This is a genomic window from Gordonia sp. UBA7599, assembly GCA_002477755.1.
In the GTDB taxonomy this organism is placed as follows: domain Bacteria; phylum Actinomycetota; class Actinomycetes; order Mycobacteriales; family Mycobacteriaceae; genus Gordonia.
In genome coordinates, this window is the sequence record DLKD01000169.1 from 1 (window position 1) to 14,000 (window position 14,000).

Genomic DNA, 14,000 nt, shown 5'->3' on the forward strand with positions numbered 1-14,000 from the left:
ACAGACAACTTGACAAGCTCGACGATCAGGATGTGACGCCGCGGGCGACTCGGGGTGGCCATGTGCTTCAGCGTAAGACCGGCACACCGTGCCGCGAACACTGTAGACACATTGCCAAATCTGTGTACTCTGCCACTATGACCAAACCCACAGTGGCGGTGATCGGTGCTGGGATCAGCGGCCTGACGTCGTCGAAGATGTTGACCGACTACGACGTCGAACACACCGTCTTCGAGTCGTCGGATCGAATCGGCGGCAACTGGGCATTCGGGAATCCCAACGGCCACTCCAGCGCGTACCGCTCGCTGCATATCGACACCTCCAAGCATCAACTGTCCTTCAAGGACTTCCCAATGCCCGAGGAGTACCCGGATTTCCCGCACCACACGGAGATCAAGCAGTACCTCGAGGATTACGCGCAGGCCTTCGACCTCAAGCGCAACATCGAGTTCGAGAACGGCGTCGTGCACGCGCAGCGCCTGCCCGGCGGCGGGTGGGAACTGGAAACGCAGAAGACCGGCAAGCGCCGCTTCGACCTACTCGTCGTTGCCAACGGCCACCACTGGGACCCGCGGTATCCGAACTTCCCCGGCGAGTTCAACGGCATCGAGATGCATGCCCACCACTACATCGACATCAAGACGCCGCACGACTTCACCGGCAAGCGGATCCTCGTCGTCGGCCTGGGCAACAGCGCGGCCGACATCGCCGTCGAACTGTCGTCGAAGTCGCTACAGAACACGCTCACGCTCTCAACGCGGTCGGGCGCGTGGATCGTCCCGAAATACTACGGGTCGACGCCGGCGGACAAGTTCTACCGGACCTCGCCGCACATCCCGCTGAAGTGGCAGCGCAAGTTGCTTCAGACGATGATCCCGATGGTCGGGCGGCCCGAGGACTTCGGCCTGCCCACGCCCAACCACAAGTTCTTCGAAGCCCACCCGACGCAGTCGCTGGAACTGCCGCTGCGCCTGGGCTCCGGCGACGTCATCCCCAAGCCGAACATCAGCCGTCTCGACGGCGACACCGTGCACTTCGACGACGGGACGTCGGGCGACTTCGACATCATCATCTACGCCACCGGCTACAACATCACCTTCCCGTTCTTCGACGAGGAGTTCATCAGCGCGCCGGACAACCGCATCGACCTGTACAAGCGCATGTTCTACCCCGGCATCGATGACTTGATCTTCCACGGGTTCGCCCAGGCGACGCCGACGCTGTTCCCCTTTGTCGAATCCCAGGCTCGACTCGTCGGCGCCTACGCCGTCGGCAACTACCGCCTCCCATCGGTCGACGACATGCACCGCGTCATCACCGAGGATATGGAGCTCTACACCGGTCACATGCTGGACCGGCCGCGCCACACCCAGCAGCTCGACTACTTCCTCTACGAGCACAACATGCGCACCAAGGAGATACCCGAGGGACTCAAACGCGCCCGCGAACTGGGCCCGCCCACCTGGGCCGGCGTCGGCAACGCGGTCGACAAAGTAGCGCCGACGACGAGCGTGGAGGCAAAAGCATGAGCACCTCGACCGACGAACGCGTGGACCTCGAGTTCATCAGCGGCGGCGTGCGATGCGCTGCGTGGCTGTATCCCTCAGCCAGCCCCACCCCGGCACCGGTCGTCGTCATGGGCCACGGCGCCGGAGGCACCAAGGACTCCGGACTCGACCCGTATGCCCGCGCCCTGCGTGCCGCGGGATACGCAGTGTTCGCCTTCGACTACCGAGGATTCGGCGAGTCGGGAGGCGTTCCGCGGCAACGAATTTCGATGCGCAATCAGATCGCCGACTACCACGCGGCGTGCGAGGCGGCCGCCCGCCAACCCGGTGTCGACCCGACGAGGATCATCCTCTGGGGCGTATCGCAGTCGGGCGGACACGTCTTCGAGGTCGGCGCGTCACGCGACGACGTCGCCGCGATCATCGCCGTCGTCCCGATGGTGAACGGCCTCGCCGCGGCCCGCCACGGATTGCCGCTGCACACCCCTGCGTCGATACTCCGCTCGACGACAACGGGCTGGCGCAGCTCCGCCCGCCAGCGCATGGGCAAAGATCCGGTGACCATCCCGATCGTCGCCCGGCCGGGCGAGTTCGGCGCGCTCACCGCCCCCGGCTACTACGAGGCCGCCACGGAGACGGCCGGCCCATCGTGGCGCAACGAGATCGATGCGACGATCGGGACCGAGCTCGCCTCGTACCGGCCGGCCAAGTTCGCGAAGCAGATCACCGCGCCGATGCTCGTGCAGATCGCCGACCTCGACCAGGGTGCTCCCCCACAGGCCGCGGCCAAGGCGGCGTTCGCGGCCCGCGCGGAGGTGCGCCACTACCCGTGCGATCACTTCGACATCTTCGCCGGGGTGTCCGGGAACAACTGGTTCGAGCGATGCGCCCAGCACGAGGTCGACTTCCTGCGCAGGCACGTCGCCCTATAAACGTCCTCTGCCCTAAGTCATCCTCTGCCCTAAGTCAAAGGAATGTAACTCCGAGCCGTGTGCAGAACCGCTGTTCTACGTTCGGCGTGGGTACCGGAGGACCGGTGTCATCCCGGTCGGCGTGGCCTTGCTTGAGTCGCTTGACCGAGGCTGCGTCGCGGGCGAGGTCGTCGGGGTGATGGACCTGGTTGATCCGCGCTTTCCCAAACGTGCCGTCGCGTCGGCGCAGCCTCCATTCCACCCGTCCACAGTTGGCTCCGTGGCGGCGGTACACCGTCTCCCATTGGCCCGGCCGGTCGCCGACGGCACGGTTGTGCCGTCCATCTGCGGCGGTCAACTTGTCGATGTCGGTGGCGCCACCCTTGGCCCAGTCGGGCAGGTGGTGGGCCTCGCTCAGATGGAAGGCATGGTCGCAGTCCGGTGCGGTGCAGCCACGATCACGGGCGAAGAGCGCCAGGCGTTGACCGAGCGTGGCGGACCGGCTGGCGCGGGCCAGATACAGCACCTCACGCGAGTGGTCACCGAATACCACCAGTGACGGATCCAGGTGCGCTGCCACCTTGACCAATTCGCCCACCGGCACGATTGCACCAGTCGCGGTCAGGGCACTCCCGCAGCCGGCCTTGATGTCGGACAGGCTCGCGGTGATCACCAGCTGGCCCGGAATCCGCTTCGGCTTGCCCAACCCACCGTGGCCCATCACATAGTCGAGCAACGCCTCGAGAGCATCATGATTGCGCTGAGCGGCGCTCCGGTAGTCGCGGCGCCGAGCTTGCGCCAGTTGTTCGCGTGCAGCCTCAGTGTCGGGCATGTCCTCCACCGAACCGAATAACCTGTCGCCCTCCGGATCGTCGTGGTTGTTCATCCCCGGTGCTGCCCAGTTCGCGAGCAACACGTCCAACTTGGCGCGCACGCCCGGCGTCAACCGCCCCGAAAGTTCACTCATCGCCTGCCGGTTCTGGAATCCGACGAACAGCTCGCGGTTGCGCCTGCGGTCACGCTCATCGGAGAGCCGGCCGTCCGGATCGAGCAACTCCACCAACCGCTGGCCAGCGCGCTTCAACTCCGAAGGCGCCAACTGCGCGGCCATTTTCGCCAAATCTGCCTCAGCGGTTTCACGCACGTCCGTCGGCAATGCGGCCGGCAATTCGCGCATCACGCCGATGATCACGCCGACGTGCTGATGGCCGATGTCTCCGGCAGCCACCGCCGCCGCGGTCGCCGGGAGCACCGGAGGCAGGGTTTGTCCGCTCAACCCGGTCAGCTTGGCAATCTTCTGCGAGTGTCGATACCGGCGCATTGCCTCAGAGCGTCCCAATCGCAGCCCCTGGGACAACCATGTCAAGATCCGGACGAATCCCTCACGCTCCTGGGCGCTACGGTCGTTGACCTCCACCAACAGCTGTGCATCGAACCCCACCTGGCGCCGCCGCAGCCGCTCACTGCACCGCGACACCGCCAGCAGGTTGTCCTCGGTCACCGCCGCCAACGGGGCCGATGCCGCCTTGGCAAGGGCGGCATCGGCCAGCCGCATCAGCTCAAGCGGGCAATCCGGCAACACGAACGATACGTCCGCTTGTGCTCCCGCTTCGGCAGCGCAGTCGGAAGTCACACAAGTCGCTTCGATCACCGGATTCACCCCCTCTGAAGTGCATGAACAACGTGTTGTTCGAACTACTGTTCACACTACACCCGTGGTCCGACAACCGCCACAGCGATTCCGTCGGTCACCGAAAGCGAAGAAAAGCGGAGGAACCGGGGCCTCACGCGGCCAGATACTGCTCCCACACCGGGTCGATGTCGGTGACGGTCGCCAACAGCCGCCAGTGCCGCCCCTTCGGCGCGACCGGCGCACGATTCAGCGACCAACCCAGCTCCGACAGCAACCGGTCGGCCTTACGACGGTTGCACGGAGCGCAGCAGGCCACGCAGTTGTCCCAGGTGTTGGCGCCGCCGCGGCTGCGGGGCACGACGTGGTCGATCGTGGTCGCGCGCGACCCGCAATAGACGCACCGATTGGCGTCGCGGCGCATCAGCGCCGCCCGCGTCATCGGGATCTGGGCACGGTAGGGAACGCGCACGAAGTGGCGCAGCCGGATCACCGACGGGACCGGGACGACGAGTTGCTCGGAGTGCGCAAGGGCGTGATCCTCGTCCTCGTGGACGGTCTCGGCACGGCCTGTGATGGTGAGCACGATGGCCCGCCGAGTCGACACGACGGTGAGCGGCTCGTAGGTGGCGTTGAGCAGCAATACGCGTTGCCGCTGCCAGGAGAAACCGATCACGCCACCCAGACAACCACGGTCGTCGGCGCAGCGCACGCCAATTCTCGCGTGTCGTCGCAGGTACGGGGTGATTCGACTTGCCCAGTTCACCTGCGCCACGACGGGGTGAACGCCGCCCGAACACCACGTTGCCGCGCACGGTGTGGACAATGGGAGCGTGCCCAGTTTCTACGACGAGGTGGGTGGCCATGCGACGTTCGAGGCCATCACCGAGCGGTTCTATGCCGAAGTCGCGCGCGACGATCTCTTGCGCCCGATGTACCCCGAGGAGGACCTCGGCCCGGCCGCCCGCCGCCTCCGAATGTTCCTGGAGCAGTACTGGGGCGGGCCGCACACCTACTCCGACGAACGCGGCCATCCACGGTTGCGCATGCGACACGCGTCGTACCACATCAGCGCCATCGAGCGCGATGCGTGGCTACGCTGCATGACGACGGCGATCGCCGAGATCGGTCCCGATGTGCTCGACGACGAGCACCGCACGGCGTTGCTGGACTACGTGAACATGGCGGCCAACTCACTCGTCAACGCGGCCTTCTGACCCGAAGGGATCCCCCACCCCGATGAGCCAGACTCCCAACATCGTGCGATCGGCCAGCGCCGGCTCCACGTCGAATGTGGTGCGCGCCAACGTCGTCCGCTCCAGCGCCGTCACCCCCAGCGCCGTCACCCCCAGCGCCGTCACTCCCAGCGCCGTCACACCGTCGCAGCGCAGAGCACAGCAACTGGACCCGACGGACTCGACCTGGTGGCGCAACGCCGTGGTCTACCAGATCTATCCACGCTCGTTCGCCGACTCCAACGGTGACGGCGTCGGGGACCTCGGCGGCGTCATCAGCAAACTCGGCTATCTCGAACTGCTCGGCGTCGACGCCATCTGGCTCTCGCCGGTAATGCGCTCCCCGATGGCCGACCACGGCTACGACGTGTCCGACCCGCGCGACATCGACCCCCTGTTCGGTGATCTCGCCGAGCTCGACCGTCTCGTCGCCGACGCCCATTCGCGCGACATCCGCGTCGCCATGGACTTGGTGCCCAACCACACCAGCGTCGAGCACCCCTGGTTCGCCGAGGCGCTCGCTGCAGGCCGCGGCAGCGCGGCCCGGTCACGCTACTACTTCCGCGACGGACAAGGACCCGACGGCAGTGCCCCGCCCAACAACTGGGTGAGCGTCTTCGGCGGTCCCGCGTGGTCGCGGATCACCGAACCTGACGGGACGCCCGGTCAGTGGTACCTACACCTGTTCGCCCCCGAACAGCCCGACGTGAACTTCGACAACCCCGAGGTCGTCGCCGACCTCGAGCAGACGCTGCGCTTCTGGCTCGACCGCGGTATCGACGGCTTCCGCATCGACGTCGCGCACGGTCTGGCCAAAGCCCCCGGCCTCCCCGACATGGACCTCGACACGGCGATCGTGTTGCGGCACACCGACTCCGACCCGCGGTTCAACAACCCGCAGGTCCACCCGATCCACCGGCGCATCCGTGCGGTCGTCGACGAATACCCCGGCGCGTTCACCGTCGGCGAGGTGTGGGTGGACGACAACGCCCAGTTCGCCGCATACCTGCGGCCCGATGAATTGCACCTCGGGTTCAACTTCCGACTCGCCATGGCCGCGTTCACCGTCGACGAGATCCGCGGGGCGATCGACAACTCGCTGGCCGCGGTGAAAGCCGTGGGCGCCCCTCCCACGTGGGCCCTGTCGAACCACGACGTCTACCGCGAGGTCACCCGCTACGCGCCCGACGACTCGCCCGAGGGCATCGCGATCGGCACCGACCGGGCCCGAGCCATGTTGCTGGTCGAACTGGCACTGCCTGGAACGGCATTCATCTACAACGGCGCCGAACTCGGACTGCCCAACGTCGAGCTGCCCGACGAGGTGCTGCAGGACCCCGTGTGGGAGCGCTCGGGCCACACCGCGCGCGGCCGCGACGCCGTGCGCGTCCCCATCCCGTGGCAGGGTGACACACCGCCGTTCGGATTCAGCACCAACCCGCACACCTGGCTGCCGATGCCGCCGGAGTGGGCCGCACTGACAGTCGACGCCCAGCTCGACGACACCTACTCCACTCTGGCGCTGTACCGGCGCGCGATCGAGCTGCGGTACCACCGCGACGAGTTCAGCGGCGACGCGATCGAGTGGTACGGCGCACCAAAAGGTTGCCTGGCGTTCCGACGCTCGAAGGGCAAGCTCGTGTGCGCGTTAAACACCGGCCCCAACCCGGTGAGCGTGCCACCCGGCGACGTGTTGCTGACGAGCAAGCCCTTCGTCGACGGCCGGCTCCCCGGCAACTCGGCGGTGTGGTTGGTCTCGCGCAAGCAGGAAACGTAGGGCCGAACAATAGGCGAAGCGTGGGCGGTCACAGCACTGTGACGGCGAACTGGTCCCCTCGTCGCTGATACACCGCGCCGAACCGGGCATCGAGCCGGATCCACGTCGCGCTCGCACGCACGCGCACCGGCTCGTCGGCGGCGATGTCGTGCAGCGCCGACGATTCGCTGATCGACCGACCGCTCTTGTCGCGGGCAAAGCCCATCCCGGTGAGCGCGAACAACGTGCGCAGCGCGATTCCCACCGATGTTTGACCGTCGGACACCTCGAGCACCACCTGGTCGAGCAGCCCCGTCACCGGACCGTGGCCACCGACCGGCTCCCGGGCAAGGCCCGCGCCGCGCTGGGCGAGGTCGACGACGGTCCGCAGCGGGACGTCGTCGATCTGCTGGTAGCCGGTCTGGGGCGGCAGCGCACCGCGCCACGCGCTGTCGAGGGCGAACCCGGGGTCAATCGCCAGGTTCCCGGCACCCGCGGAATCAGCGAGCAGTCGAGCATCGCAGACGACGTCGGCGGGGGTCAGCGATCCGAACACCGCGCGCGTTGCCAACACCTCGAATCCCGTTGTGCCCCACAATCCGACGAGACCGTCGTCGCGCTGCTGTAGGCGAATGACCGCCGCCTCGTCGAGGCGCAACAGCCGGCTGGCGAACGCGGCGGTATCCGCAGCGTCGGCGGGTGAGGCCAGTGTCAGAGCCCGGTCGCCCACCTCAGGCCTGCCGGAGGAACTCGCGCAGATAGTCCTTCTCTGCATCGGTCATCCGCCGTGGGCGCTGGGTGGAGATGTCGAACGACGCGAGCTGCGTCGACGCGACGACCGCGGGCTTGGAAGCCGGATCGGCACCGGCCGCGCGGACTTCGTAGCCGACGACGAAGTCGACGGACCGCAGCTTCTCCAGGTACATCAGCACCTCGATCGGCCCCTGGTCGTGGCGCAGCTGCGCCTGGTACTTGACGTGCAGGTCGACGACAACGCACCCGTCGCGCAGAGGAGCGGTCGGCCGCTCGTCGTAGAAGAGCCACGGGATCCGGGCCTCCTCGATCAGCGTCACCATCCGCGCGTGGTTGATGTGCTGGAACACGTCCATGTCCGACCACCGCACTGGCACCTTGACCAGGTAGCCGGTGTCGATCCGCACCCCGTCGTCGGGAATCTCCATCTGCACGCGCCTCTCGTTTCGAGTCGATCGGGTCATCGCCATTGTTTCACCGGGTTCACTCGGCGCAAGATCGGGCTCGCTCGGCGCAAGAATGGGCTCGCTCGGCGCGAGAATGGGCTCGCTCGGCGCGAGATCGGGCTCGCTCGGCGGGAGAATGGGCTCAGCCGGCGATGCTCCGCAACGCCCGGGCGGCGACCGAGAGGGAGGCGAAATCGATCTCGCCCCGCTCGCGGACCTGCGCGATTGTCGTCGCGACGCGGGCCAGCCGCGCGGTATTGTGCATCTCCCAATCGGAGATCTGCGCTTCCGGCGACTCGCCCGGCTCCCCCAGGTCGAGGATCGTCTGCGTCAGCGTGCGCAGCACGCCGTGCAGGTCGTCGCGAATCGCCAGGCGCGCCTGCACCTGCCACCGGTCCTGCGCCGACAGCCCGGTCACCGCGGTGAGCAACTGTTCGATGTGAAGGCGCTCGCACAGGGCCCAGTACACGCTGCCCACCTCGTCGGCGGCACGGTCGGAAATCTCGGCGACGTCGATGATGTCGAGCAGCGCATAGTCGTGCAGGCTGCGTGCCACATCGCGGGCCAGTTCGGGGTCGACGCCCTCGGCGATCCAACGCCGCGCACGCTCGTCCACGTCGGCCCGCGACGCCGCCCCGAGCCACCCGTCCACCTCACCGCGCAGCCCGGCCACGCGATCGCGGTAGCGCGCTACTTCGGCGGCCAGCGCCAGCGGCTGCGGCCGCGCGGCCAGGAACCAGCGCGACGCCCGGAACAGCAACCGCCGCGAGTAGTAGAGCATCTCGTCGATGACCGGCGTCGCCACCTTCGACGACATGACCCGCGACCACAGCGGCAGCAGGTCGTAAACCTCGGTCGCGACGACGAACGCGCGTACCGTGTCGACCGGGCCGACCCCGCTGCCCTCCTCGATCCGGAACACGTGCGACAGCCCGCCCAGGTCGACGACGTCGTTGACCACACTGGTCGAGATGATCTCCCGGCGCAGACGGTGCGCATCCACCTCCGCAGGGAAACGCTCCGCGAGCGCGGCCGGGAAATACTCCCGCAGCCGAGCGCCGAAGAGATCGTTCTCGGGAAGGTCGGAGTCGAGCAGATCCGCTTTCAACCCCAGTTTGACGTGCGCCATCAGGGTGGCCAGCTCGGGCGAGGTGAGACCTCGCGCCCGCCCGCGCGCCTGTGTGGAGTCGAAGCGCTCCTGCAGTTGCGTCGGCGTCGGCAGCCCCTCCAGGGCCAGGTCGACGCCGCGGTGCTCGGCCAGTTCGGCCAGCATCCGCTCGTGGGTGGCGACGTACCCGACCGCCTGCGTGCGCTCGAAGCCGAGTTCGTTGTTCTGCGCGACGTTGTCTGCGAGCACCGCTGTGCCGACGTCGTCGGTCAGTGACGCGAGCAGGGCGTTGCGCTCGGCCACGGGCAATGCCCCCGACGCGACTGCCGCCTGCAACGCGATCTTCACGTTGACCTCGTGGTCAGAGCAGTCGACGCCGGCCGAGTTGTCCAACGCATCGGTGTTGATCGCCACCCCGTTCAGGTCGGCCTCGATGCGGCCGGCCTCGGTGACGCCGAGGTTGCCGCCCTCGCCGACGACGGTGACGCGCAACCGGTTCGCGTCGACTCGCACCGCGTCGTTGGCCTTGTCGCCCACCTCGGCGTCGGTCTGGGTCGACGCTTTGATGTAGGTCCCAATGCCGCCGTTCCACAGCAGGTCGACGGGCGCGAGCAGGATCGCCCGGATCAGATCGGGCGGGGACAGTTCGACGACGTCATCGTCGATCCCAAGCACCGCACGGACCTCCGGCGAGAGCGGGATCGATTTGCGGTCGCGGCTGAACACGCCGCCACCGGCGCTGATCAACTCCTTGTCGTAGTCCTCCCACGACGAGCGCGGCAGATCGAACAGCCGCTGCCGCTCGGCAAACGACGCCGCTGCGTCGGGATCGGGGTCGAGGAAGATGTGCCGGTGGTCGAAGGCACCGACGAGCCGGATGTGGTCCGAGCACAGCATGCCGTTGCCGAAGACGTCGCCGCTCATGTCCCCGACGCCGACGACGGTGATGTCCTGGGTCTGCGGGTCGATCCCGAGCTCGGCGAAATGGCGCTGCACCGAGATCCAGGCGCCCTTGGCGGTGATGCCCATGGCCTTGTGGTCGTAGCCGACCGATCCGCCCGACGCGAAGGCGTCGCCGAGCCAGAAGTCGTAGTCGGCGGCGACGGCGTTGGCCTCGTCGGAGAACGAGGCGGTGCCCTTGTCGGCGGCGACGACGAGGTAGGGGTCGTCGCCGTCGCGGTGGACCACCCGCTCCGGAGCGATGACCGCACCGGTGGCCGCGTCGATGTCGTCGGTGACGTCGAGCAGAGCGGCGATGAACTCCCGGTAACGCCCGACGACGGTCTCCCGCGACGGTCCGGTGGCGTCCTTCACGACGAAACCGCCCTTCGCACCGAGCGGCACGATCACGGCGTTCTTGACCGCCTGCGCCTTCACCAGGCCCAGAATCTCGGTGCGATAGTCCTCGGGCCGGTCCGACCAGCGCAGCCCACCGCGCGCGACGAGACCGAAGCGCAGATGCACACCCTCCACCCGGGGTGAGTGCACGAACACCTCGAATCGCGGCCGCGGCGAAGGGGCGAGTGGGATCTGTTGAGTGGCGAGCTTGATCGCAAGGGCCCGTCGCACGCCAGGCGAATAGTCCCGCGTCACATACGCATTCGTCCGCAGCGTGGCATGCACCAAAGACCGCAGCGCCGAAACCACCCGGTCGGCGTCGAGGCTGAGGACCTTGGCCGCCTCCTCGTCGAGGCGGGCCGACGCGGCGGCGCGACGATCCTCGTCGACGAGGTCGGGGTCGAACGTCGCGGCGAAGAGGTCGAGCAGGGCGCGCGTCACCCCGGCATGCCCGGCGAGGACGTCGGCGACGTAGGCGGCACGGTAGGCGAACCCGCACTGACGCAGGTAGCGGTGGTAGGCGCGCAGCACCGCCACCTCGCGCCACGTCAGACCAGTGCTGAGCACCAGCCCGTTGAAAGCGTCGAGCTCGGCATTGCCGCGCCAAATCGCCTCGAACGCGTCGATGAGGCGCCCGGTCCGCTCGTCGGAGTCGGCGGCGGCGCCATCGGCGTCACCGCCGTGCGAGTCGTTCGGCAGAGCGACGGCGAATTCGTATGCCCAGCAGGTCACCCCGTCGGGTCGGTCGATCCGGAACGCCTGCTCCTCTGACACCCGCACACCCAGGCTGTCGAAGACCGGGAGCAGGTCGGTGAGATCGGCCGATCCGTCGCACAGATACAACACGACGGTGTTCGCGTCGGGTGCGGTGACCGCGAGCTCGCCGGGTGCCATCGGCGCCAGGATGCGCAAGTCGTCGTAGGCACGGTGCGGGTCGCGGACCTCCTGGTATGCCGGTGAGACCGAGCCGACAAAGGCCATCAACTCGCTGGCCACCTCGTCGTCGACGTCGGTGCCGATGCTGGCGGCGAGCCGCTCGTCCCAGGTCCGGATCAACCGTGCGAGTTTGGCCTGCAGCTCCTGCTGCGCGGGACCGCCGGTGGCGTACGACGGGAGGTCGCCGTCGGCGTCGACGCGCATGAGCACCTGCAATAGCGCGCGCGGGCCATCGCCGACGTGCCCGGTGTACTCGACATCGGTCCCGCCCAGCTCCTGGGCCAGCAACTCCTGCAGCTGCAGGCGGATCGTCGTGGTGTACCGGTCGCGCGGCAGGTAGACCAGCGCCGCGGCCGTCCCCGTCGACGGGCTGACCCGGACGAAAGCATCGAGATCGGTGGCCGCCGACGCGGCGAGCAATGCGTGCAGTCGTCGCGAGTCCTCGTCGGTGGACGTGGCGAACAACTCCGCCAACGGATACGCCTGCAATGCCGCCACCATCGTCGCGCCGACGAAGGAGTCCAGGTCGACGCCGGTCTCGTCGAACACACCACCGGCGGCACGGCGCACGATCGGGACGTCGAACACCGATTGGTTCAATCCCGCCGTGCTCAGCGACCCGACCCAGCGGTGCTGCGGTCCGCTGACGACGATCGGATAGTCCGACCGTGATACCCCCGTCTGGAGGTAGCAGCGCGCCACGTGGGCCCACGAGTCGGAATCGGCGCCCCACTCTGCGGCATCGGGGCCCCAGTCATCGGTGTTCGTCCACTCGACCAGGCCCGTGCGGCACACGCCGCGCCGCGCATCGTCGGACCACTCGCCCAACGCGATGAAGTTGCCGTCGGCCAGCCACCGCAGCAGGGCGGCCGACTCGACGTCGCCGCCCGGCTCGTCGATCTCGTCGGCGGTCAACCGCAACGACTCGATCATCGCCGAGCGGTCGGCGTGGACCGCGGCGACGCAGTCCAGCGACCGCACAATCGCCGCGCGCAGCCGGTCGCCGGCCGCATCGCCGTCGTCGCCGGTTCGCACGCGCGCACTCAAGCAAATCCAGGACTCGTCGTCGGCACCGGCGCGCGGCCCGATGCCGAGCAGTTCGCCCCCGGGGCCGCGCTGCACCGAGACGACGGGGTGTTCGACCGATTCGACGCGCACGCCGGCGTCACGCGAGGCCGCGAGCACCGCTTCGACGATCATCGGCATGTCGTCATTGACGACGTAGACGACGATCTTGCCGGCGCGTTCGCGAATACTTATCGTCGGTGCACCGTCGGGTCTGTCCGCGGCGACCGAGGCGAATTCGTCGAGCTCGGCGTCGGGCAGTTCCACCCCCGCCGTGCGTAGTTGGGACCGGATTTCTGAGGGCACCGACGTCGACGTGGTCACACCGTCGATGCTAGGCGTGACATGCCCGAATCGTTGGCGGTTACGCCGGGACTTTCGACGACGGTCAGTCGCGGGTGAGCTTGCGGTGCGTCACGCGGTGCGGACGGGCCGCCTCGGCGCCCAGGCGCTCGATCTTGTTCGCCTCGTAGGCCTCGAAGTTGCCCTCGAACCAGAACCAATTGCCCTCTTCGACGTTGCCCTCCCACGCGAGGATGTGGGTACACGTGCGGTCGAGGAACCAGCGGTCGTGCGAGATGACGACGGCACAGCCGGGGAAGGTCTCCAGCGCGTTTTCCAGCGACGAGAGCGTCTCGACGTCGAGGTCGTTGGTCGGCTCGTCCAGCAGGATCAGGTTGCCGCCCTCTTTGAGGGTCAGCGCAAGGTTGAGGCGGTTGCGCTCACCGCCGGAAAGCACCTCCGACGGCTTCTGCTGATCGGCGCCCTTGAAGCCGAACGCGCTGACGTAGGCGCGCGACGGCATTTCATTCTGACCGACCTCGATGTAGTCGAGGCCGTCGGAGACGACCTCCCACACAGTCTTCTTGGGATCGATGTTGGCTCGGGTCTGGTCGACGTAGGACAGCTTGACCGTCTCACCGACCTTGACGTTGCCCGAGTCCGGCTCCTCGAGACCGACGATGGTCTTGAAGAGCGTCGTCTTGCCGACGCCGTTGGGGCCGATGACGCCGACGATGCCGTTGCGCGGCAGGCTGAACGACAGGTCCTTGATGAGCACGCGTCCGTCGAAGCCCTTGTCCAGGTTGTTCACCTCGACGACGATGTCGCCCAACCGCGGCGGGGTCGGGATCTGGATCTCCTCGAAGTCGAGCTTGCGCGTCTTCTCCGCCTCCGCGGCCATCTCCTCGTAGCGGGCCAGGCGCGCCTTGTTCTTGGTCTGGCGAGCCTTGGCGCCCGACCGCACCCAGGCGAGCTCTTCCTTGAGACGCTTCTGCAGCTTCTGGTCCTTCTTGCCCTGGACCTCCAGGCGCT

Annotated in this window: 10 protein-coding genes; 4 read left to right on the forward strand and 6 right to left on the reverse strand. The window is 67.6% G+C overall.

The window, feature by feature from the left end:
* Positions 1–137 precede the first annotated feature (137 nt).
* Positions 138–1,529 carry a flavin-containing monooxygenase gene (locus B4L26_RS18740; protein WP_290721450.1) on the forward strand — a complete coding sequence of 464 codons (1,392 nt, stop codon included), beginning with the start codon at positions 138–140 and terminating at the stop codon, positions 1,527–1,529.
* On the forward strand, positions 1,526–2,440 hold the full coding sequence (locus tag B4L26_RS18745) for an alpha/beta hydrolase (protein WP_290721452.1): 915 nt from the start codon (positions 1,526–1,528) through the stop codon (positions 2,438–2,440). Before B4L26_RS18740 ends, B4L26_RS18745 begins: the two co-directional genes overlap by 4 nt.
* A 34-nt stretch (positions 2,441–2,474) precedes the next feature.
* Here B4L26_RS18745 and B4L26_RS18750 read toward each other — a convergent pair whose 3' ends face one another.
* A complete protein-coding gene (locus tag B4L26_RS18750) occupies positions 2,475–3,974 on the reverse strand; it encodes a DUF222 domain-containing protein (RefSeq protein WP_290721455.1) in 1,500 nt (499 codons plus the stop codon).
* A 229-nt stretch (positions 3,975–4,203) separates the two neighbouring features.
* Complete coding sequence (locus B4L26_RS18755) at positions 4,204–4,725, reverse strand: HNH endonuclease (protein WP_324550014.1); 522 nt, start codon at positions 4,723–4,725, stop codon at positions 4,204–4,206.
* A gap of 157 nt (positions 4,726–4,882) precedes the next feature.
* On the opposite strand from B4L26_RS18755, the gene B4L26_RS18760 reads away from it, so the two are divergent.
* Positions 4,883–5,266, forward strand: coding sequence for a globin (locus tag B4L26_RS18760; protein WP_290721460.1), 384 nt, complete (start codon positions 4,883–4,885; stop codon positions 5,264–5,266).
* A gap of 22 nt (positions 5,267–5,288) precedes the next feature.
* A complete protein-coding gene (locus tag B4L26_RS18765) occupies positions 5,289–7,061 on the forward strand; it encodes an alpha-amylase family glycosyl hydrolase (protein ID WP_290721461.1) in 1,773 nt (590 codons plus the stop codon).
* Between the two features lie 28 nt (positions 7,062–7,089).
* Here B4L26_RS18765 and B4L26_RS18770 read toward each other — a convergent pair whose 3' ends face one another.
* The 4 genes from B4L26_RS18770 to B4L26_RS18785 all read right to left on the reverse strand — a co-directional run.
* The gene (locus B4L26_RS18770) at positions 7,090–7,770 is read right to left on the reverse strand and encodes a hypothetical protein (RefSeq protein ID WP_290721462.1); all 681 of its coding nucleotides are present in this window, start codon (positions 7,768–7,770) and stop codon (positions 7,090–7,092) included.
* Position 7,771: 1 nt separating this feature from the next.
* The gene (locus tag B4L26_RS18775) at positions 7,772–8,221 is read right to left on the reverse strand and encodes an acyl-CoA thioesterase (RefSeq protein ID WP_324550005.1); all 450 of its coding nucleotides are present in this window, start codon (positions 8,219–8,221) and stop codon (positions 7,772–7,774) included.
* A gap of 160 nt (positions 8,222–8,381) precedes the next feature.
* Positions 8,382–13,010 carry an NAD-glutamate dehydrogenase gene (locus B4L26_RS18780; protein ID WP_290721466.1) on the reverse strand — a complete coding sequence of 1,543 codons (4,629 nt, stop codon included), beginning with the start codon at positions 13,008–13,010 and terminating at the stop codon, positions 8,382–8,384.
* Between the two features lie 64 nt (positions 13,011–13,074).
* A partial coding sequence (locus B4L26_RS18785) for an ATP-binding cassette domain-containing protein (RefSeq protein ID WP_290721469.1) occupies positions 13,075–14,000 on the reverse strand: 926 nt, incomplete at its 5' end.

Bases quoted from the DNA above. Each gene is read 5' to 3' on its own strand.
- B4L26_RS18740 (WP_290721450.1), top strand. From the start codon at position 138: ATGACCAAACCCACAGTGGCGGTGATCGGTGCTGGGATCAGCGGCCTG.
- B4L26_RS18745 (WP_290721452.1), top strand. From the start codon at position 1,526: ATGAGCACCTCGACCGACGAACGCGTGGACCTCGAGTTCATCAGCGGC.
- B4L26_RS18775 (WP_324550005.1), bottom strand. From the start codon at position 8,221: ATGGAGATTCCCGACGACGGGGTGCGGATCGACACCGGCTACCTGGTC.
- B4L26_RS18765 (WP_290721461.1), top strand. From the start codon at position 5,289: ATGAGCCAGACTCCCAACATCGTGCGATCGGCCAGCGCCGGCTCCACG.
- B4L26_RS18750 (WP_290721455.1), bottom strand. From the start codon at position 3,974: ATGCGGCTGGCCGATGCCGCCCTTGCCAAGGCGGCATCGGCCCCGTTG.